This is a genomic window from Bacillus sp. WMMC1349 (assembly GCF_013155385.1).
Taxonomy (GTDB): domain Bacteria; phylum Bacillota; class Bacilli; order Bacillales; family Bacillaceae; genus Bacillus.
The window spans coordinates 349,156-369,768 of sequence record NZ_JABJUQ010000007.1; the positions used below are offsets into that span (position 1 = coordinate 349,156).

General features: G+C 36.6%; 22 protein-coding genes. 7 read left to right on the plus strand and 15 right to left on the minus strand.

Annotated elements, in window-relative coordinates:
* Window positions 1–82: 82 nt before the first annotated feature.
* Window positions 83–1,450, minus strand: coding sequence for a sigma-54 interaction domain-containing protein (locus HOO54_RS04320; protein ID WP_375335820.1), 1,368 nt, complete (start codon window positions 1,448–1,450; stop codon window positions 83–85).
* A gap of 183 nt (window positions 1,451–1,633) precedes the next feature.
* Between HOO54_RS04320 and HOO54_RS04325 the strand changes: the two genes are divergently transcribed.
* Window positions 1,634–2,836 (plus strand): ornithine--oxo-acid transaminase, encoded by a 1,203-nt coding sequence (locus HOO54_RS04325; protein ID WP_172292892.1) that lies wholly within the window; start codon window positions 1,634–1,636, stop codon window positions 2,834–2,836.
* A 227-nt stretch (window positions 2,837–3,063) separates the two neighbouring features.
* Here HOO54_RS04325 and HOO54_RS04330 read toward each other — a convergent pair whose 3' ends face one another.
* The 14 genes from HOO54_RS04330 to HOO54_RS04395 all read right to left on the minus strand — a co-directional run bounded on the left by HOO54_RS04330 (window position 3,064) and on the right by HOO54_RS04395 (window position 12,431).
* A complete protein-coding gene (locus tag HOO54_RS04330) occupies window positions 3,064–3,405 on the minus strand; it encodes a hypothetical protein (RefSeq protein WP_172292894.1) in 342 nt (113 codons plus the stop codon).
* A 1,162-nt stretch (window positions 3,406–4,567) separates the two neighbouring features.
* On the minus strand, window positions 4,568–5,359 hold the full coding sequence (locus HOO54_RS04335; RefSeq protein ID WP_172292896.1) for a hypothetical protein: 792 nt from the start codon (window positions 5,357–5,359) through the stop codon (window positions 4,568–4,570).
* A 305-nt stretch (window positions 5,360–5,664) separates the two neighbouring features.
* Window positions 5,665–5,817 carry a DUF4176 domain-containing protein gene (locus HOO54_RS04340; RefSeq protein WP_172299342.1) on the minus strand — a complete coding sequence of 51 codons (153 nt, stop codon included), beginning with the start codon at window positions 5,815–5,817 and terminating at the stop codon, window positions 5,665–5,667.
* 9 nt (window positions 5,818–5,826) lie between these two features.
* Window positions 5,827–6,084 carry a hypothetical protein gene (locus tag HOO54_RS04345; RefSeq protein ID WP_172292898.1) on the minus strand — a complete coding sequence of 86 codons (258 nt, stop codon included), beginning with the start codon at window positions 6,082–6,084 and terminating at the stop codon, window positions 5,827–5,829.
* 287 nt (window positions 6,085–6,371) lie between these two features.
* On the minus strand, window positions 6,372–7,031 hold the full coding sequence (locus HOO54_RS04350; protein WP_253907612.1) for a hypothetical protein: 660 nt from the start codon (window positions 7,029–7,031) through the stop codon (window positions 6,372–6,374).
* A complete protein-coding gene (locus tag HOO54_RS24070; protein WP_253907613.1) occupies window positions 7,028–7,183 on the minus strand; it encodes a hypothetical protein in 156 nt (51 codons plus the stop codon). Before HOO54_RS24070 ends, HOO54_RS04350 begins: the two co-directional genes overlap by 4 nt.
* Window positions 7,184–7,203: 20 nt before the next feature.
* Window positions 7,204–7,545, minus strand: a complete 342-nt coding sequence (locus HOO54_RS04355) for a hypothetical protein (protein WP_172292900.1) — start codon at window positions 7,543–7,545, stop codon at window positions 7,204–7,206.
* Window positions 7,546–7,611: 66 nt separating this feature from the next.
* Window positions 7,612–7,869 (minus strand): hypothetical protein, encoded by a 258-nt coding sequence (locus tag HOO54_RS04360; protein WP_172292902.1) that lies wholly within the window; start codon window positions 7,867–7,869, stop codon window positions 7,612–7,614.
* 445 nt (window positions 7,870–8,314) lie between these two features.
* The gene (locus HOO54_RS04365) at window positions 8,315–8,518 is read right to left on the minus strand and encodes a hypothetical protein (RefSeq protein ID WP_253907614.1); all 204 of its coding nucleotides are present in this window, start codon (window positions 8,516–8,518) and stop codon (window positions 8,315–8,317) included.
* A 384-nt stretch (window positions 8,519–8,902) separates the two neighbouring features.
* On the minus strand, window positions 8,903–9,307 hold the full coding sequence (locus HOO54_RS04375; RefSeq protein ID WP_172292904.1) for a hypothetical protein: 405 nt from the start codon (window positions 9,305–9,307) through the stop codon (window positions 8,903–8,905).
* Window positions 9,308–9,700: 393 nt separating this feature from the next.
* Complete coding sequence (locus tag HOO54_RS04380; RefSeq protein ID WP_172292906.1) at window positions 9,701–10,003, minus strand: DUF4176 domain-containing protein; 303 nt, start codon at window positions 10,001–10,003, stop codon at window positions 9,701–9,703.
* A 266-nt stretch (window positions 10,004–10,269) separates the two neighbouring features.
* A complete protein-coding gene (locus HOO54_RS04385; RefSeq protein ID WP_172292908.1) occupies window positions 10,270–11,706 on the minus strand; it encodes a ribonuclease YeeF family protein in 1,437 nt (478 codons plus the stop codon).
* Between the two features lie 19 nt (window positions 11,707–11,725).
* A complete protein-coding gene (locus tag HOO54_RS04390; RefSeq protein ID WP_172292910.1) occupies window positions 11,726–12,004 on the minus strand; it encodes a DUF5344 family protein in 279 nt (92 codons plus the stop codon).
* A gap of 13 nt (window positions 12,005–12,017) precedes the next feature.
* A complete protein-coding gene (locus HOO54_RS04395) occupies window positions 12,018–12,431 on the minus strand; it encodes a YwqH-like family protein (protein WP_172292912.1) in 414 nt (137 codons plus the stop codon).
* A gap of 347 nt (window positions 12,432–12,778) precedes the next feature.
* Here HOO54_RS04395 and HOO54_RS04400 point away from each other — a divergent pair, with 347 nt between their 5' ends.
* The 6 genes from HOO54_RS04400 (at window position 12,779) to mmsB (ending at window position 20,610) form a co-directional block, all read left to right on the plus strand.
* Window positions 12,779–13,756, plus strand: coding sequence for a substrate-binding domain-containing protein (locus tag HOO54_RS04400; RefSeq protein ID WP_172292914.1), 978 nt, complete (start codon window positions 12,779–12,781; stop codon window positions 13,754–13,756).
* The gene (locus tag HOO54_RS04405; RefSeq protein WP_301539271.1) at window positions 13,743–15,509 is read left to right on the plus strand and encodes a cache domain-containing sensor histidine kinase; all 1,767 of its coding nucleotides are present in this window, start codon (window positions 13,743–13,745) and stop codon (window positions 15,507–15,509) included. The genes HOO54_RS04400 and HOO54_RS04405 overlap by 14 nt, the downstream gene beginning before the upstream one ends.
* Window positions 15,510–15,515: 6 nt before the next feature.
* Window positions 15,516–16,658 carry a response regulator transcription factor gene (locus HOO54_RS24875; protein WP_172292918.1) on the plus strand — a complete coding sequence of 381 codons (1,143 nt, stop codon included), beginning with the start codon at window positions 15,516–15,518 and terminating at the stop codon, window positions 16,656–16,658.
* Window positions 16,659–16,771: 113 nt separating this feature from the next.
* Complete coding sequence (gene chvE / locus HOO54_RS04415) at window positions 16,772–17,851, plus strand: multiple monosaccharide ABC transporter substrate-binding protein (RefSeq protein WP_172292920.1); 1,080 nt, start codon at window positions 16,772–16,774, stop codon at window positions 17,849–17,851.
* Between the two features lie 4 nt (window positions 17,852–17,855).
* Entirely contained in the window at window positions 17,856–19,421 is a 1,566-nt protein-coding gene (mmsA, locus tag HOO54_RS04420; protein WP_172292922.1) for a multiple monosaccharide ABC transporter ATP-binding protein, read from the plus strand.
* Window positions 19,399–20,610 (plus strand): multiple monosaccharide ABC transporter permease, encoded by a 1,212-nt coding sequence (gene mmsB / locus HOO54_RS04425; protein WP_172292924.1) that lies wholly within the window; start codon window positions 19,399–19,401, stop codon window positions 20,608–20,610. The genes mmsA and mmsB overlap by 23 nt, the downstream gene beginning before the upstream one ends.
* Window positions 20,611–20,613 lie beyond the last annotated feature (3 nt).

The following is a 20,613-nucleotide window of genomic DNA, read 5'->3' on the forward strand; positions in this document are numbered from 1 at the left end:
GATTGGATTTAATTTATTTTACTGAAGGACCTTTTAAAAGTAAAGCAGAAAGTATTATTATTATAGGTCAAGAAGTCTGATTTTAGTGATTAGCGGGTCGCCATTTTTTTAAACGGTACTGAAGACTTTGTCTGCTGATCCCAAGTTGTTTTGCTGCTTGTGAAATATTGTCATTGCATGTTTTCATGACTTTTTCTATATAGTATTTTTCAGCATATTTAATTTGTTCTTTTAAAGGTAGAACGGAATCTGTTGATTGATACGGTTTTTCGTTTGTCATCGTTTTGTTCCGATATTGTAATGGAAGATGGGTAGATTCGATTGTTGTTTCAACTGACATCAAGTTCATTGCGCCTTCAATTAAGTGTTCAAGCTCCCTAATGTTTCCTGGCCAATCGTAAGCCAGCAGAAATTCATGGACTTCATCTTCCAATCCTTTTACTTCCATTTGAAAGAGTGCATTGTATTTTTCAATGAAATGCTGGGCTAGTTCTAAAATATCCTCTTTTCGATCTTTTAAAGGTGGTATGAAAAGCGTGACAACGCTCAGCCGATAATACAAGTCTTTGCGAAGATGTTGACCACTTATTGCATCAATCGGATCTTCATTTATTGTTGCGATAATTCTTACATCGATTGGTATATCTTTTGAACCGCCAATTCTTCTCACTGTTTTCTCTTGAATCACACGGAGAAGCTTCGCTTGTAAATTCAGATCCAAAGAATTGATTTCATCTAAGAGGAGTGTCCCGCCACTCGCTTGTTCAAACAGTCCTTGGCGATCAACAGCTCCTGTAAAAGCACCTTTCGTTGTTCCGAATAAAAGACCTTCAATCAGATTTTCCGGTAGTGCGGCACAATTTTGTGATATAAATGGTCCTGTTGAGCGCTGACTGCCGTTATGTATACTTTGTGCAAAAACCTCTTTTCCAGTTCCAGTATCTCCCGAGATGAGAACTGATGAGGAGGTTCGAGTTGCCCGCATCGCATGTTCACAAACCTCTCTGATCACTGGACTATTGCCAATCAAGCTATCGAACGTATACTTTGTATTTTCGGTTTTATTCATATTTTCTCTAATGAGTCGTTCAAGTTTAGTGACATCTTTAGCCATCTCGACAGCACCTTTAATATTCCCATTTTTTGTAATAGGAAAGGTGTGATTGACTGTCGTTATTTCTTGACCTTTGTTATTAAAGTATGTCTGCTTGACGTTTTTGCTTGTTTTACCATAGCGTAGTGCTTCAACAAGTGTACTATCTTGCTGATTTGCAAATGTAAAAACGTCGAGCAGGTTTTTACCAAGGACGTCTTCGCCATCCATTTCTTCAATTTGCATCATTTTTTTGTTATAGAGGACAGAAGTGCCGTTTTCATCAACAACATGTAAACCAATATCAATTTCATCCATAATGGTTTGAAAGATCAATGGCAGCCATTCATAATCCATTTCCAAGTGAACATCCCCTTTTGCATAGCAGGTGCAAAATTTTTATGCATATAGCATATCAAAAGTGCAAAAAAAATTACATAGAACAATGAAAGAATGTTGATTTTCCAAGATTCATTTTTGGCACGAAACTTGCAACTAAAAAGATTGCATGTTGTCCGAAAACAATAAGGGGGAATGAGTATGACAGTATTATCGAAATCAGCAGAAATTATCAATCAAACAGCACACTATGGTGCCAATAATTATCATCCTTTGCCAATTGTCATTTCTGAAGCAGAAGGAGCATGGGTGAAAGACCCTGAAGGAAATAAATATATGGATATGCTCAGCGCGTATTCCGCTGTCAACCAAGGACACAGACATCCAAAAATTATTCAGGCACTGAAAGACCAGGCTGATAAAATTACGTTAACCTCAAGAGCATTTCATAATGACCAGCTAGGTCCTTTTTATGAAAAGGTTGCAAGGTTAACTGGAAAAGACATGGTACTGCCGATGAACACTGGAGCTGAAGCGGTTGAATCAGCAATTAAAGCAGCACGGCGTTGGGCTTATGATGTCAAAGGTGTTCATGACAATCAGGCAGAAATCATCGCTTGCGAAGGAAACTTTCATGGCCGGACAATGCTGGCGGTATCCCTGTCTTCTGAAAAAGAGTATAAACGCGGATTCGGGCCAATGCTTCCGGGTATCAAGCTAATTCCATATGGTGATGTAGAAGCCTTGAAAAAAGCGATCACACCTAATACCGCAGCATTTTTATTTGAACCGATTCAAGGTGAAGCAGGAATTGTGATTCCACCGGAAGGCTTTTTAAAACAGGCACTTGAGGTTTGTCGAGAAAACAATGTCTTGTTCATTGCTGACGAAATTCAGTCCGGGTTGGCTCGTACAGGCAAGATGTTTGCCTGTGATTGGGAAGATGTTGTACCTGATATGTACATCTTAGGAAAAGCACTTGGCGGCGGTGTGTTCCCAATCTCATGTATTGCGGCGAACCGTGATGTCCTAGGCGTTTTTAATCCAGGATCTCATGGCTCAACCTTTGGTGGGAACCCACTCGCATGCGCCGTTTCGATTGCTGCACTCGACGTATTAGAAGATGAACATCTTGTCGAACGGTCTTTAGAACTTGGGGCATATTTTAAGGAGAAACTATCACTCATTGATAACCCTAAAATCAAAGAAGTGCGCGGAAAAGGTTTGTTCATTGGTGTAGAGCTGACAGAACCTGCACGCCCTTATTGCGAGCGTCTAAAAGAAGAAGGGCTGTTATGTAAAGAAACGCACGAAAATGTGATTCGCTTTGCGCCTCCTCTAGTCATTTCAAAAGAGGATCTTGATTGGGCGATTGAAAGAATATCGCGCGTGTTAGCGAAGTAAAAAAATATGGCTGTCCGAAAAAGCAAAATTGATTTAAAGATACTGATGTATGTTTAGTATGAAAAGGCTGTCTGAAAGTCAAAATCGACTTATTGGACAGCCTTTTGTCATAAGTAAAAAGCGTTACGATCATCCATATTTGGTAGGCGGTGAACTTTTCTTGAGTAAAATGGCTGTCTGTCTCTATTCAATCTAATCATAGGATAGTAACCAAAACAGCATTAATTTTAAACTTTAAAAATATAATGCAAAATATCAGATACAATAAGAATAATAAAAACACTTAAAATTCCACTGACTACAAGAAAAAGTAAAAAATAGAGTTTTCTCAGAAACCAATTATATTTGTATAATCGTTTGTAAACAAAGTAACCTAAACCAAAAAAGAGCGCAGTCCCAAAATTCACGGATTTTTGGAATCGATTCGTAGGGTTTTTAAAAGTCCCCCATTCATAATACTCCATCATGACACTGCTAAGTAGAAAAATAGTCAAACCATAAGCAAATTGAGCACCTAAAATGGCACATATTGCGTATTCTGTATATTCTACAAAAATTTCGGTAGTCATGTTTCCTCCAAACTAATAAATCCTTGATAGAGAATTGATAATTGTATTTCTCCAATGTTTGCTTTCTTTAAACCCTAAATATGAAATATAGAATATAAGATAAAATATAAAAGATCATAATACTTATAATTCCACTTATAAGAAGATAAAGTACATAATATAGTTTTCTCAGAAACCAATTATATTTGTATAATCGTTTGTAAACAAAGTAACCTAAACCAAAAAAGAGCGCAGTCCCAAAATTCACGGATTTTTGGAATCGATTCGTAGGGTTTTTAAAAGTACCCCATTCATAATACTCCATCATGACACTGCTAAGTAGAAAAATAGTCAAACCATAAGCAAATTGAGCACCTAAAATGGCACATATTGCGTACTGTATATATTCCACAAAAATTTCGGTAGACATGGCTCCTCCAAACTAATAAATCTTCAATAGAGAATTGATGATGTGATATCTCTAATGTTTACTTTCTTAAACCCTAAATATTGATTAATGTGCCTTCAGGATATGGGACTGAGACATAATCAAATTTTTTTGGTTTTTTCCATAATGGGCTTCCGAACCATTTTAATTTTCACAATGGTGCGAATAAGTAATCATTATTTCATCCGTCTTTTTTGAAGTTCAGGATGTTTTTTCAACCAAATTTTCGTTTGATAAAAGTGTAATATTAATGGGAGAATGAAGAAAATATACTAAACATTGATATAACAAAGGGGATTTTAGACAGATATTGATCCTTCATAGCCCAGATTGTCGTTATTATAAGAATTATACCGGATATCGGAAATAAAATAGTGAAGATGATCATTGCCTCATTTATTCTTTTGTTTAGAAAATCTTTTGCATCAATCATAAAAAGTCTCTCATTCTTCTTGTTCTAATTAGTAAAAATCCCCAAGAGAATGTAAGGACATTGAAATTACGAATCAGCTTTTAGTTGTTCACTCAATTTGAAAGCTCGCATGGAGGTCCTAAAAGCAGTGTGGATGAATAAATATTGGGAAATTTGCTCGCTTTCTGCGAGTCTCCTCGGAGCTCGTTCCTTGCACCTGCGGGGTCTCGCCTGGCTCGCTGTTTCCGCAGGAGTCTCGCAATTTCCCCTGATTCATGTTGAAAAAGGACTTTTTAGACAGCTTTATCTAGGAAGGGGAATTTTTACATAATGGCAAAACTTTCAATGCTCTTCGTTAAATCATACCATTGTTCAAGATTATATAATGAAATATGGACAGGTTTTTCATGGTGTTCATCATATTTAACAACCCAAACCCCATGTGCAGATGGAATAAAGAAAGTAATATTAGTTAACTTTGAACCGACATCTAAATCTGGAATATGAAAAATTGAAATACTATTTATTGACCACTCATTTTCTTCTAGATCTTCTATCAACTGATTGAAACAATGCTCCTCCGTAGTAGAAAAAAAACTTTCTTTGCGAATTGTTTGTACCTTTTCTTTTATTCTAAGCCAGTCAAAACACTGATCTGAAAGACGCAATTCCAAAGGGAAAAAGTCTTTTTTAGGTGAAAAATGATAATAATCAATAATTAGATTTGAAATCTCCTGTTGTTCTACATAGGCAAATTCATGGATGATGTCACGATCAATAATGTGGAGAAGCCATAATTCTTTTTCAATGTGATGCAGCATTAAAATATTTTTATCTTTCAAGTAACAGTGAATTAACTGCCTTGAATTCAAATAGGAAGTAATGAATTGCTGCATGTCTTCGGTAAAGGGGTTTTCGTTTTTTGCGCTTTTTTCTTCATCCCAATACCCTTTTAATATTAATTGATTAATCGTTGAGGCAGCAATTGCATCCCATTGTTCATCTGATCTTTTTCCTAATGAGGCTTCCATAATTTCTTTTGCAGCACCGTGAAAACCGCATATACTTGCTATCATTCCTAGTTCTTCGGATGTACATGTTAAGATGTGTTCCAATGGTTTCACTTCCTTTTTTCATTAAATTCTGAATATAATAATACTTATAAAACTAGTTTTATCAGAACAAAGTAACCTGAACCAAAAAAAGTGCAGTTTCAAAATTCACGGATTTTTAAAACTACCCCATTCATAATACTCCATCATGATACTGATAAGTAGAAAAATAGTCAAACCATAAGCAAATTGAGCAATATAATGGCGCATATTGCGTACTGTATATATTCCACAAAAATTTCAGTAGACAAGGCTCCTCCAAACTAATAAATCCTCAATAGAGAATTGATAATTGTATATCTCCATGTTCATTTCTTTAAACCTAAATATTGATTAATGTTGCCTTCAGGATATGGGACTGAGACATAATCAAATTGCTTTTGACTTGAAGATTGAATTTGATTCCTTCCATAAATCAAAATAGGCCTCCGAACCTTTTTAATTTTCACAATGGTCCCAATAGGTAACCATTATTTCATCCGTCTTTTTTGAAGTTCAGGATGTTTTTTCAACCAAATTTTCGTTCGATAAAAGTGTAATATTAATGGGAGAATGAAGAAAAATATACTAATAACGGATACTGCCACGGGAATTTCTGAAGGTGCTTGCTCTCCTAAAACCCATATTGTCATAATGACAACCAAGATACCCATTGTTGGGAACAAAATAGTGAAGATGATCATTGCCTCATTTATTCTTTTGTTTAGAAAATCTTTTGCATCATTCATAAAAAGCCTCCTATTCTTCTTGTTCTAATCAGTAAAAATCCCCAAGAGAACCTAAGTACATTGAAATTACGAATCAGCTTTTAGTTGTACATTCAATTTGAAAGCTCGCATGGGGGGGGTGTCCTGAAAGCAGTGTGGATAAATACATATTGGGAAATTTGCTCGCTTTCCGCGAGCCTCCTCGGAGCTCGTTCCTTGCTCCTGTGGGGTCTCGCCTGGCTCGCTGTTCCCGTAGGAGTCTCGCAATTTCCCCTAATTCATGTTGAAAAAGGACTTTTTAGACAGCTTTATCTATGAAGGATAATTTTTACAATAGCAAAACTTTCAATACTTTTCGTTAAATCGTGCCATTGTTCAAGATTATATAATGAAATATGGACAGGTTTTTCATGGTGTTCATCATACTTAGCAACCCAAATGCCATGTACAGATGGAATAAAGAAAGAAATATTAATTAACATTGGATCGTCATCTAAATTTGGAATATGAAAAATTGAAATATTATTTAGTGACCACTCATTTTCTTCTAGATCTTTTATCAACTGATTGAAACATTGTTCTTCCTTAGTAGAAAAAGAACTTTTTTTGCGAACTTTTTGTATCTTTTCTTTTTTACTAAGCCAGTCAAAACACTGATCTGAAAGACGCAATTCTAAAGGGGAAAAGTCTTTTTCAGGTGAAAAATGATAATAATCATTAATGAGCTTGGGAATCTCCTGTTGCTCTACATAGGCAAATTCATGGATGATGTCACGATCAATGATGTGGAAAAGCCATGTTTCTTTTTCAATTTGATGAAGCATTAAAATATTTTTATTTTTCAAGTTTGAACAGCGAATCATCTGTTTTGAATTGACATAGGAAATAATAAATTGCTGCATGTCTTCGGTAAAGGGGTTATCGTCTTTTGTGCCTTTTTCTTCATCCCAATACCCTTTTAATATCAATTGCTAAACGTTGAGGCGGCAATGGCATCCCATTCTTTACTTGATTTCTTTCCTAATGAAGCTTCCATAATTCCTTTTGCAACACCAGGATAATCGCATAAACCCACTAAAATTCCCAGTTCTTCAGATGTACATGTTAAAATATGTTTCAATGGTTTCACTTCCTTTAATATTAAACTTTAAAAATATAATGCAAAATATCAGATACAATAAGAATAATAAAAACACTTAAAATTCCACTGACTACAAGAAAAAGTAAAAAATAGAGCTTTCTGAGAAACCAATTATATTTGTATAATCGTTTGTAAACAAAGTAACCCGAACCAAAAAAGAGTGCAAATCCAAAATTAACGGATTTTTTGAATCGATTCGTAGGATTTTTAAAAGTCCCCCATTCATAATACTCCATCATGACACTGCTAAGTAGAAAAATAGTCAAACCAAAAGCAAGTTGAGCAGCTATAACGGCACATATTGCGTATTCTGTATATTCCACAAAAATTTCGGTAGTCATAGTTCCTCCAAACTAATAAATCCTTGATAGAGAATTGATAATTGTATATCTCAAATGTTTACTTCCTTATTTCGTCCGTCTTATTTGAAGTTCAGGATGTTTTTTCAACCAAATTTTCGTTCGATAAAAGTGTAATATTAATGGCAGAATGAAAAAAAATATACTTACAAGTGAAACAAAAAAGGGAATTTGAGACGGATATTGATCTACTAAAGCCCATATTATCATAATGACAACCAAGATACCCATTGTTGGGAACAAAATAGTGAAGATGATCATTGCCTCATTTATTCTTTTGTTTAGAAAATCTTTTCCTTGATTCATAAAATGCCTCCTAATCTAATAAACCACACTTGAATCCAATAGAATGGGCAACAACTCTACTGTCTATACCTATTTCAATAACATTTTACTAGTCACTTTATCGCCAACAAAACAGCCGATACTTACTCCAAAAAATAAGAGAATAGACATTATAATCTTCCGTAATCTAGAATTTGGGTGAACATAATAGAAAGCATCCCGATACAAGATGCTTGGTGGTTTAGTTGCTAATGTTAATCAAAAAATTTTGTCTTCTGTTTATTTGAAACGGCCAAGGAAAATTTTATTACAAATCTTATACCCAATAAAAATAACAATACTCAGCATAACAAATTCAGACAAGATTATACCTAATCGTTCACCCCATGTTAAATCGGGAATAACTAGCGCGGCAAAACTGAATCCAATTGAAAAAAAGCAGTATAAGAATATCACAATTTTTTTTCTATACATCTTCCAAAATTCCATTATTCAACATCCTTATTGACCATTTTAGGTCTAAGTTTTTTTGAAGGTTGTGTTCTTCGTTTGTCATATAACCCATATGTAATATCTCTTCTATCATATAATGATTGTTGACTTCAGGATACGGGACTGAGAACATAATCAAATTGTGTTTGACTTGAAGATTGAATTTGATTCCTTCCATAAATCAAAATAGGCTTCCGAACCTTTTTAATTTTCACAATGGTCCCAATAGGTAACCATTATTTCATCCGTCTTTTTTGAAGTTCAGGATGTTTTTTCAACCAAATTTTCGTTCGATAAAAGTGTAATATTAATGGGAGAATGAAGAAAAATATACTAAACACTGATACAACAAAGGGGATTTTAGACAGATATTGATCTTTCATAGCCCATATTGTCGCTATTATAAGAATATACCGACTACAGGAAATAAAATAGTGAAGATGATCATTGCCTCATTTATTCTTTTGTTTAAAAAATCTTGTCCTTGATTCATAAAATGCCTCCTAATCTAATAAACCACACTTGAATCCAATAGAATGGGCAACAAATCTACTGCCTATACCTATTTCAATAACATTTTACTAGTCACTTTATCGCCAACAAAACAGCCGATACTTACTCCAAAAAATAAGAGAATAGACATTATAATCTTCCACAATAATGAAAAGCTAGGGAGAGAAAAGACGACCATAAAGACGACAATGAGGCCGTAGACATAGAAAGAAATCATAATTGGTTTTCTGTATTTTCTCCAAAACTGTTTTGCGAAGGAATTACTTTTTGTCTCATCCTTTAAGTCTGTTGCTTTACCAATGAAAAAAACAGCTAAAGCCAGTAAAAGCAAGTGAGTTATAATAACGCCGGTTCTTTCCACCCAATCGTCTGAAGGAATCAATAGGGAAGTAAACATAATACCTATTGCATAGAAAAGATAAATGTACAGAATCATTTTATTTCTTCGTTTCATCAAAGAAAACCTCCTAAAATTTGATAAGATTCGCTTCTATACCTCTAACAGAGATCTAGCTATCATTTTAGTATTGTTTGTCATAATGCATTCTGGAATTTGGGTGAACATAATAGAAAGCATCCCGATACGAGATGCTTGTTGGTTTAGTTGCTAATGTTAATCAAAAAATATTGTCTTCTGTTTATTTGAAACGGCCAAGGAAAATTTTATTACAAATTTTATAACCAATAAAAATAACAATACTCAGCATAACAAATTCAGACAAGATTATACCTAATCGTTCACCCCATGTTAAATCGGGAATAACTAGTGCGGCAAAACTGAATCCAATTGAAAAAAAGCAGTATAAGAATATCACAATTTTTTTTCTATACATCTTCCAAAATTCCATTATTCAACATCCTTATTGTTCATTTTAGGTCCTAAGTTTTTTTGAAGGTTGTGTTCTTCGTTTGTCATATAACCCATATGTAATATCTCTTCTATCATATAATGATTAAAAAATAGGTTATAATCTTCATTAATATTGCCTTCAGGATACGGGACTGAGACATAATCAAATTGTGTTTGACTTGAAGATTGAATTTGGTTTCTTCCGTAAATCATAATCGGCTTCCGAACCTTTTTAATTTTCACAACGGTGCCAATAGGTAACCAATCCTCAGATAGATTTCCCTCGTCATTATGAAGCATATTATTTCGTCCTCCTTTGAAGTTCAGGATGTTTTTTCAACCAGATTTTCGTTCGATAAAAGTGTAATATTAATGGGAAAATGAAAAAAATTATACTAAACACTGATACAATAAAGGGGATTTTAGACAGATATTGATCTTTCATAGCCCATATTGTCGCTATTATAAAAATAATACCGAATATAGGAAATAAAATAGTGAAGATGATCATTACCTCATTCATTTTTTTATTTAAGAAATCTTTTCCTTGATTCATAAAAAGCCTCCTATTCTTCTTCTTCTCGTTCAATACCGAATTTAAAACCGATACCCACACCAAATGCGGCTTTAATTTCATTTTCTAAACCAACTTTAGCCTCAGCACCTACTCCTCCAATACTAGCACTAGTACCTATATATGGCTCCCATTCGCAGCCAAACCAATCTTCAAGAGGTTTATAACCACCCCAGTTAAACGGAGAAACAACAACCTCTGCGTCTGCAACACTGGCTGAAGCACCTACACTTGCTGAATAATTTTCTATACTTGCACCAGCCTCAGCGTGACCGACATCAACACCAACACTTACAGGTGATTTTTTGTGATCAAATTCTGCCTTTAATCCATTAGCTTCACCTTTAAACCCTATTAATTTGTTCGTTATAAGACTAGTTGCAAGACCCTTTGGATGATACGGAACAGATCCTTCAAGACCAACACTTCCCATCTGAAAAGAAATTGGTTTTTCACCTTCACCTTTGTCTTTAAAAGCGCTATTCGTATCAAGGATACTCCCATTAAATTGAGCTTTTGCTTCATAATCTTTATTTGAAAAACTTAAACTAGCATTACCAGCACCGTGAGCTCCAAATCCCCCAGTTATTTCTTTTTTCATCTCAAAATCAGACGATTGTTCTGCTTCTGAAAATACACCCTTTGAAGAATCACTATTTATAACATTATTAATATTACCATCTTTGTTTTTTTCACTCAAGCGCTTCAGCATTCTCTCCATTGGTGTTCCTTGAGCTTTTTGTATTTGAGCCTCTAAGCTGAACGGAAGTTGATTGGGATCATTTGCATTTTCAGGATTCAACATCGACCCGCTTTTATACTTATCAATCTCCACCTTAGGGGTCGTATACATCTTCTTCAATTGGTCGATGTACTGCTTCATCATATCTAAATCTTGCCTTGCTGTTTTGAGGGCGTCAGTTTGTTCACGATCGAAAGTGTGAAGTTTTTCAAGGGTTTGGTCAATTTCTGTTGTTGTTTTTTGGGCATTTTCGATGACACCACTGTCATCAAGGTCAGGCAGATTGATAATATGGTTGACCTTTTTGATAATTTCATTGGTTTCATCGGTCATATTCATTGTTGTTTTTTTGGCTTTGTTGACACCTGATTCAAGTTCATCTTTGAGAAATTTCTCTGAAATATAGCCGTTTTCGGTCGGTTCGAGGGAGCTTAGGGCTTTTTTCGTCTTTTCTAAAATTCCTTTGTAGTCTGAGATAAAAGATTCATAGAAAAGCAGAAATGTTGTGTGGCATTCTTCATAGAAGGAACGGATCGCTTCTCCGCCTGCTCCTTTTAAGGCATCATCAAGAGAAGTGATGCCTTTAACGGCTTGCTTTACTTTTGTGATGTCTTTTTCTTGCTTTTTTAATTCGGTCAATGTTTGGTCAAGACCATTATGAAATTCTTGAACATCTAATGTTTTCAATTTAAACGTCCCTGCCTTCCTACTTGCCTTTTATCGATGAAGCAGCCTTTTTGTCCGCATCTTCCATCATTTCTATGGCTGCTTCGGTTTGGGCGATTTGCAATGAGAATGCTTGATCATACTCATCTGTTAAATTTTTTAAATCTTTGTTCATACCCTCAATTTTTTTGACGACATCAAGGTTGTTTTTGCCTTTAATGTCTGTCGGTACAGTTGTCTTTGTCGTCTTTGTGGCATTTTTGAGGGTCGAGAGCGCGTGTTTGACTTCACCGGATTTGATTTTGATTTCTTTGCCCATCTTTCTGTCTCCTTTAGTGGTGTGCTTTGTTTTTTTCTTTTTCCTTTTGAAGCTTTTCTTGCCTTTCTTGCTTTTCTTGCTTTTCAATTTTCTTCTCTTGTGAATGGATATCTTCTTTGAGTGATTTGATATCTGATTCTATAGAGGAAATCTCTTTGTTTATTTTTTTGAATAGATCATCAAATTGCTTGCCTTCAATATCATTGTAGTCTGTTTTCATTTTGTTTCGGGCGGTTTTAAATGAATCAGCAAGACTTCCCTGCCATGTTGTTGATGAGAGCCCAGGTTTTTTAATGTTTTTTTTCCAATCGGTAAATTCTTGGTGCTTTGTTTTTAGATCTTTTTTGCATTTTTTCAGTTCTTTAAGATCTTCTTTTTTGCCTGTTAATGCACCTTTCATTAAATTTAAATAAATTGTATCTATCATGAACCGATCCTCCTTTAAGAATAGACTTGTTATTGGACGACTTTATTATTTTACCTTATGCAATATAACGGATGAATAGGATTAAAGGACTAGTAATTTTTGTCTTTGTCTTCATAAAAGAGTGGATAAGGTTGATATAACAGAAAAGACAAAAAGGATTAGGTATTAAGGGCTAGGTCTTAATACCTTCTTCACTATGCTTAAACTCCCGCAATTTAAGGTAATTTTAAGGAAACAAAAGACTCTTTTTAAATCAAAACAGGGATTTTCGGGCACCATGTCAAATAGATTAGTTGTTTCAGATGATGAAAGCGTTGTCTTCTACTATAACCGACAGGAGGGTCAAAATGAAAAAGCTGTTAGTTGTTTATGGAGTTGTACTTGGGTTGTTTTCTCTTTATATTTTCAATTATGCTCGCAGTGAAAAAACCAGTTCATTGAAAGATGAAGCTCCTTTAACCGGGAAACTGTCGGAAAAGTTTGTGATGGTGACGTTTCAGTCAGGGATTGAGTATTGGAAAAGCGGTTTGAAAGGTTTTGAAGATGGAGCACAGTTGTTTCATGTGTCTGTTGAATATCGCGGAGCGGCTCATTATGACGTTCATGAACAAATCACTGTGCTTGAACAAGTCATTGCGAAAAAACCAGCAGGAATTGCGCTCTCGGTAATTGATCCAGAGGCGTTGACTCCAGCTATTAATAAGGCGCATGAGCAAGGAATTCCGATTGTTTTATTTGACTCAGATGCGCCTTCAAGTAAAGCTTTGACATATATCGGAACAAATAACGGCGAAGCGGGTTCTGTTGCTGCTCAGCAAATGGCCGAACTACTCGATCAAAACGGGGAGACTGCGGTTATCACCCAGCCGCGTCAGTACAATCAGCAAGAGAGGACGAAAGGTTTTCAAAAAACGATCCTCCAAAAATACCCGAATATGAAGGTGTCAGCGGTGCTGGACGGCAAAGGGGATGAACTCACATCAAAAAAACAAGCGCTGGCTATTTTGAAAAAAAATCCGAATATGAAAGGGATTTTTGCGACTGAAGCGAATGGCGCACGGGGAGTGGCCCAAGCTGTAAAAGCAGCAGGATTGCAAGGGAAGGTCAGTGTAATTGGTTTTGACAAAGACAAAAAAACACTTGATGGCATAAAAGATGGATCGATAGCGGCTACCCTCGGACAAGATACTTGGCAGATGGGGTACTGGTCGCTGCACATGTTGTTTCTCGCCAATCATCATTCCCGTTCACTGCCAGCCTCGATAGATACAGGGGTGACGATAATCACGAAAAACAATGTGGATCATTATTATGCAAACGATTAGACGGAGAAAAAAACTGACGATCAACAATGTGCAGATCCGTTACAAATTGGTCAGTCTACTTCTTTTAATTAGCATGCTGCCGTCCATTGGTCTAGGTATTTTCTCAGGATGGGCAGTCGAAAATATCATTGAGCAACAGGTGATCAATCAAACATTACAGTTGATAGGTGAAGTGAACAAAACGACTGAAGTGTATGTCAGTCATATGCAAAACCTTTCGTATTTGATTTCGATGAATGAAGAGATGGATGCGTTTTTTCAACATGAAAAAGGTGATAGTGAAGCAGATTACAAACGGAGAAAATTTTTGCAAGGGTTAACTTCTCTTTATTCAGAAACGGCAGGGATACTGGTTGTCAATAATAAAGGAGAGATGATCAGCAATGAGATGTATGCACGGACACCGACCAATTTGGCAAAGGAACCTTGGTATAAGGAAGCAGTTAAAAATGAAGGGATTTTTAAAATGATTGGAAAGCCGGTCAATCGCAATGTAAGAAATCATGTTCACTATCGCGAAGATGAAGTTGTCTCAGCTGTTAGAGCAGTGATTGATCCAGGTTCACAGCGTGTCAAAGGTGTCATTTTAATTGACTTGAAGCTAAGGGTGTTAGCAGAGGCAGCGGAAAATATCCGCTTAGGAAAAACCGGTTATCTATTGATTATGGATGAAAATGGCGGTGATATTTATTCACCAACTGCTCCAAAGTTCGTTTTGCCAAGACAGTGGTTTCAAAATAAATCATCAGGCGATTTCTCTCGATCGCTCAAAGGAGAAGACTATCAGTTCATTTATGAAACTTCTGCTTTTACAAACTGGACGATAGTCGGTGTCTTTAAAGCGGGTGAACCGGTATTAGAAGTGAAAAATATTCATCTATATGTACTGCTTTTTTTATTAGTGGTGGCGTTTTTAGGGATGACAGCTTCGTATTATTTATCATACTCAATGTCAAAACCGATTTTAAGGCTGAATTCTTTTATGAAGCAAGCGGAAAGCGGCAACTTTTCCATTCTTTATCAAGAGGACAGACAAGATGAGATCGGTCTTTTAGGAAAAAGCTTTAACAGTTTGATGCTCAAAATTAAAGAGTTAATGGTTTTGACAGAAAAACAAGAGCGGCAAAAAAGGGAAGCTGAATTAAGAGTGCTGCAGGCACAAATCAATCCGCACTTTCTCTATAATACGCTTGATACGATCAACTGGATGGCGAGAAAAAAAGGGGCGGATGACATTATAGATTTGGTTCAGGCACTATCAAAGCTGTTCCGTATATCATTGAGCAAAGGTCATGACATCATCCCTTTATCAGCCGAATTCGAGCATGTTGAAAACTATTTGAAAATCCAAAAAGCACGTTATCAAAATAAGCTGAACTATTCGATTGAAGCACCTGCATGTTCTGAGAATCGTCTCGTTCTCAAACTTGTGCTTCAGCCGATTGTCGAGAATGCGATATATCATGGCATTAAAGAGAAAAAAGGACCTGGACACATAAAAATCAAGGGGGAACAACAAGAAAATGTCCTGATCATCAAAGTCGAGGATGATGGAGCTGGAATGGATGAGCAGCAGTTAAAAGAGATAGCTAAACATTTAACAGAGCAAAAAAGTGAAAAAGGGTATGGAATGGTCAATGTCCATGAAAGGATCATCTTGAATTTTGGGGAGCCGTACGGATTAAAGGTTGAGAGTGAAAAAGGAGCTGGAACCATCGTCACCATTCATCTTCCGATTTTAAAAAAGGAGTGAACACATGTGAATGAGTATTGGCGGGTAGTGATTGCTGATGATGAACCATGGATTCGGGAAGGAATACGAGATGCTGTTTTATGGAAAAAGTTTCAGATGGAAGTTTCAGCAGAAGCGGAAGATGGTGAAGAAGCATTTGGACTTGCGATTAAACATTCAATTCATATTATGATTGTTGACTTGAATATGCCCATAATGAACGGTTTAGAATTAATGAAAAAAGTCCGGAAAAAGTTACCTGAATGCCGTTTTATCGTTGTGACTGGATATGACTGGTTTTCCTATGCTCAAGAAGCGATTCGTCTTCATGTTGATGACTATTTGTTAAAGCCTATCGAGCCTCAACAACTTGAAGCAGTGTTGGAAAAGATCCGTCAATCGCTTTTGTCTGAACAGCAGAAAGAACGTCATCTTCAAAAAAACCTCGGTCTTCTGAAGGAACACTTTTTTCTTAAATGGATTAATGGACAGGTGTCTGAGAATGATGTCGAACAACAGCTCAAATTTCTTCACTTGCCGACGAGTCATCCCGGGATGCTCTGTGTGATTCGCTCGTTAAAACTGGATGAAGTGGATCGTGTCAAGGAAGTAACAGAACAATTTTTTGTAGAGGAAACTAAAAAAGCTGTTTTTTTGAATGATGAACGGCTAGTCATCATCTGTTTGTGGCGCATATTCACAAATCATGAACAGCAGATGTTTGTAGACAGGCTGAATGTTGAAATAAAAGCAGGAACTTCTGTTGTCTTTATGAATCTGACAGAAGCGCGGCAACCCATTGCACAAGCCTATCAAACTTGTAAACAAAAACTTTCGCAAACCTTCAATATTTCCCCAATTGTTGTACGAGCCAAAGCATATATGCATAAGCATTTTGATTCAAGGGAGATTTCCTTAAAGCAGGTGGCTGATACACTGCAAGTCTCGTCTGTTTATTTAAGTCGGATGATGAAGCAGGAACTTGGTATGACATTTGTCCAGCTGTTAACCGAGATGCGCATGCAAAAAGCGGTTTACCTTTTGAAAACAACGACATTACCGATTCATGTGATTGCCGAACAGACAGGTTATGAGACACAGCACTATTTCAGCACGGTGTTTAAGAAAACGATAGGTGCATCGCCAAACCAATATCGCCACAAGATGTAAGCGCTTTAAAAAAAGGTTGTTTTTTTATAAAAATAGTTAATTTATTCAAAAGACGATGATCTTGAAGAAATGATACAGTGGCTTTGAACAAAAATAAAAGGGGGTTTATCGGTTTGAAAAAAAGCTGTCTGTTCATCATTTCATTGTTGCTATGTTTCACGGTTTCAGCCTGTTCGGGAAATCAGGCAGGCGGAGATAAAGACAAAGGCTATGTCGGAATTTCAATGCCGACAAAATCATCAGAACGCTGGGTTTATGATGGAAAGTATATGGTGAAAGAGTTTGAAAAACTAGGGTTTAAGACAGACTTACAATATGCGGAAGATGTTGTCGAAAACCAAGTAGCACAAATTGAAAATATGATTACAAAAGGTGTAAATGTCCTTGTGATTGCTTCCATTGATGGAAAAGCATTAACAGATGTTCTAAAAAAAGCACATAAACAAGATATTAAAGTCATTTCTTATGACAGACTGCTGATGAATAGCGAGTATGTAGACTATTATGCGACATTTGATAATTATAAAGTTGGTAAACTGCAAGGGTCATATATTGAAGAAAAGCTAGGTTTAAAGAATAAAAAAGGTCCTTTTAACATTGAATTATTTGCCGGATCACCTGATGATAATAATGCTCATTATTTCTTTGATGGTGCGATGTCGGTATTAAAACCTTATATTGATTCGGGCAAATTGAAGGTGTTAAGCAAGCAAACTTCGTTTGAACAAGGAGCGACTTTAAGATGGGACGGAGCAACAGCTCAAGCACGTATGGATAATTTGTTAAGTGCTCATTATACAAAGGCAAAGCTTGATGCGGTCCTTTCTCCATTTGACGGAATAAGTATTGGAGTCATTTCGTCATTAAAAGGAGCTGGTTATGGAACGGATAAGAAACCGTTGCCGATCATTACCGGACAGGATGCTGAGCTCGCTTCTGTGAAATCGATTATCAAGGGTGAACAAACAGCAACGATTTTTAAAGATACGAGAAAACTAGCGAAAAAAGCGGTTGAAATGACGAGATCTATTCTTAAAGGTGAGAAAGCTGAAGTCAATGACACAAAAACATATGATAATGGAAAAAAAGTTGTTCCATCTTATTTGCTTGAACCTGTCATTGTCGATAAAAAGAATTATGAAAAGCTTTTAGTAGAAAGCGGCTACTATAAAAAATCGGAGTTAGGGAAGTGACGTCATGTCAGATGTCATCTTAGAAATGAAAGGGATTACAAAAGAGTTTCCTGGTGTTAAAGCACTTGACAATGTTCATCTATGTGTCAAAGAAGGCGAAATTCATGCACTCTGTGGAGAAAATGGAGCCGGTAAATCAACACTAATGAAAGTGTTAAGCGGTGTGTATCCGCATGGGGCATATACAGGCGATATTTTGTATAAAGGAACGGTTTGCCGTTTTAAAAATATAAGACAGAGCGAGGAAGCGGGAATTGTTATCATTCATCAAGAGCTGGCCTTGGTCCCTCAACTTTCAATTGCAGAAAACCTCTTTCTCGGAAATGAACAGGCGAAAAACGGTGTCATTGATTGGAGAAAAACAAAGCAAGAAACGGTTGAACTCATGAAAATGGTGGGGCTTCGTGAAGCCCCTGACACACTAATTTCAGAGATAGGAGTGGGAAAACAGCAGTTAACCGAAATTGCCAAAGCACTTGCCAAAAAAGTCCAGCTGTTAATTTTGGATGAGCCGACCGCTGCATTAAATGAGGCTGATTCAGAAAACTTATTGCAACTGTTGCTGGAACTGAAAAAGCAGGGAATTACTTCAATTATGATTTCTCATAAATTAAATGAGATTACGAAAATAGCAGATTCGATTACGGTACTCCGTGACGGACAGACGATTGAAACGCTTTATGTACAAAGCGAACAGCTCACAGAAAACCGGATTATCAAAGGGATGGTTGGCAGGGAACTGCAAAATCGTTATCCTCACAGAAACGCTAACATTGAGGAGACAGTCTTTGAAGTTCATGATTGGTCAGTTGATCATCCTTTTAGGGAAGGGCAAAAAGCAGTCAAAAATGTTAATTTATCAGTCCGAAAAGGTGAAATTGTCGGAATTGCTGGCTTGATGGGGTCAGGAAGAACAGAGTTGGCTATGAGTATTTTCGGTCAATCATATGGGAGAAATATGACTGGGACGCTGAAAAAAAATGGACAAGAGATACGGTTGCGCCATACTGGGGAAGCGATCAAAAAAGGGATTGTGTATGTGACAGAAGACCGAAAAGGTGACGGTCTCATTTTAATGAATAACATTAAAGAAAACATGACACTTGCTAAATTGGAAAAAGTATCGCGCCGGATGGTATTGAATGAGCGGAAAGAAACAATTGAAGCGGAAACATTCCGACAAAAATTAAATATTAAAACACCTCATATTGATCAGCAAACAGGGAACTTAAGCGGCGGAAATCAGCAAAAGGTAATGTTGAGTAAATGGATTTTTGCAGAGCCGGACGTTTTGATCTTGGATGAACCGACCCGAGGCATTGATGTTGGCGCAAAATACGAAATTTATACGATTATGAATCAGCTAGCTTTAGACGGAAAAGCGGTCATCATGATTTCATCTGAACTTCCTGAATTGCTGGGAATGTGTGACAGGGTTTATACGATGTGTGAAGGAACAATTACAGCAGAATTTACGAAAGATGAAGCGAATCAGGAGTTATTGATGAAATATATGACAATGCACACGAAGAAAGGAGAAGAGGGCTATGCAGACACCGGTGCAAACTGATAAAGACCGGGCGCAGCCAGGGTATCGTCAGCTATTTCGTGAAATGTATAAACAAAATATTCGTAAATATAGTATGATGATTGCGCTCGTATTGATTATGCTGCTTTTTCAAGTGCTAACAGACGGTATTTTGCTCAGACCATTAAATATAACCAATTTGATTTTGCAAAATAGTTACATTCTTATTTTGGCTATTGGGATGATGCTCGTCATTATTATGGGGCATATTGATTTATCAGTTGGCTCAGTTGCCGCTTTTGTCGGTGCAGTATCAGCAATGATGATGGTTGAACATGACATGCCACTATTCGCCGCTGTTATTTTGTCATTATTATTGGGAGCGCTTATTGGGGCTTGGCAAGGGTTTTGGATTGCCTATGTGAAAATACCTGCTTTTATTGTCACATTGGCAGGGATGTTGCTGTTTAGAGGATTGACGATGATTGTTCTAGAAGGAAAATCAATTGCTCCCTTCCCTGTGTCATTTCAAAGAATGGCTTCAGGTTTTATTCCTGACTGGTTCAACGGTGACATGTTACACTTCACAACAATTGTGATTGGAATTGGACTTTCTATTCTCTATCTGTTGTTTTGCCTTCAGCAAAGAGCTCTGCAGAAAAAATACAAATTTGATCTGCAGGGTAAAGGTTTATTCACAGTTAAAGTATGTTTTGTAATGGCGATCATCAATCTCTTTACTTATATTCTTGCGACCTATGAAGGGATTCCGGTTATTCTGATTACCTTGTTTATTTTGATAGCCGGCTACTCCTTTGTTATGAAGAAAACCGTTATCGGCCGTAGAATCTATGCCATTGGCGGAAATGAAAAAGCGGCTGCACTTTCGGGAATTAAAACAAAGCGGATGACCTTCATGGTTTTTGTTAATATGGGTGTACTAGCCGCACTTTCAGGTCTCGTCTTTGCAGCTCGTTTAAATGCAGCCACTCCAAAAGCCGGAAACCTGTTTGAACTCGATGCAATTGCAGCTTGTTTTATTGGTGGTGCATCTGCGTATGGAGGAATTGGCACAATCGGCGGTGCAATTATCGGTGGTCTTGTCATGGGTGTAATGAATAACGGAATGTCTTTGCTTGGACTTGGCATTGATTGGCAGCAGGCTATTAAAGGATTGGTCCTTCTGATGGCGGTTGCGTTTGATATTTATAATAAAAATAAAGCATCCTAAATT

What these genes read in the sequence shown, in the direction of transcription:
- HOO54_RS04360 (WP_172292902.1), bottom strand. Translation starts at nt 7,869, where the DNA reads ATGAATCAAGGAAAAGATTTTCTAAACAAAAGAATAAATGAGGCAATG.
- HOO54_RS04330 (WP_172292894.1), bottom strand. Translation starts at nt 3,405, where the DNA reads ATGACTACCGAAATTTTTGTAGAATATACAGAATACGCAATATGTGCC.
- HOO54_RS04405 (WP_301539271.1), top strand. Translation starts at nt 13,743, where the DNA reads ATGCAAACGATTAGACGGAGAAAAAAACTGACGATCAACAATGTGCAG.
- HOO54_RS04380 (WP_172292906.1), bottom strand. Translation starts at nt 10,003, where the DNA reads ATGCTTCATAATGACGAGGGAAATCTATCTGAGGATTGGTTACCTATT.
- HOO54_RS04400 (WP_172292914.1), top strand. Translation starts at nt 12,779, where the DNA reads ATGAAAAAGCTGTTAGTTGTTTATGGAGTTGTACTTGGGTTGTTTTCT.
- HOO54_RS04355 (WP_172292900.1), bottom strand. Translation starts at nt 7,545, where the DNA reads ATGACTACCGAAATTTTTGTGGAATATACAGAATACGCAATATGTGCC.
- HOO54_RS04395 (WP_172292912.1), bottom strand. Translation starts at nt 12,431, where the DNA reads ATGATAGATACAATTTATTTAAATTTAATGAAAGGTGCATTAACAGGC.
- HOO54_RS04320 (WP_375335820.1), bottom strand. Translation starts at nt 1,450, where the DNA reads ATGGATTATGAATGGCTGCCATTGATCTTTCAAACCATTATGGATGAA.
- HOO54_RS04325 (WP_172292892.1), top strand. Translation starts at nt 1,634, where the DNA reads ATGACAGTATTATCGAAATCAGCAGAAATTATCAATCAAACAGCACAC.
- HOO54_RS04390 (WP_172292910.1), bottom strand. Translation starts at nt 12,004, where the DNA reads ATGGGCAAAGAAATCAAAATCAAATCCGGTGAAGTCAAACACGCGCTC.
- HOO54_RS04345 (WP_172292898.1), bottom strand. Translation starts at nt 6,084, where the DNA reads ATGAATGATGCAAAAGATTTTCTAAACAAAAGAATAAATGAGGCAATG.
- mmsB (WP_172292924.1), top strand. Translation starts at nt 19,399, where the DNA reads ATGCAGACACCGGTGCAAACTGATAAAGACCGGGCGCAGCCAGGGTAT.
- HOO54_RS04365 (WP_253907614.1), bottom strand. Translation starts at nt 8,518, where the DNA reads ATGGAAGGAATCAAATTCAATCTTCAAGTCAAACACAATTTGATTATG.
- mmsA (WP_172292922.1), top strand. Translation starts at nt 17,856, where the DNA reads ATGTCAGATGTCATCTTAGAAATGAAAGGGATTACAAAAGAGTTTCCT.
- HOO54_RS04375 (WP_172292904.1), bottom strand. Translation starts at nt 9,307, where the DNA reads ATGAAACGAAGAAATAAAATGATTCTGTACATTTATCTTTTCTATGCA.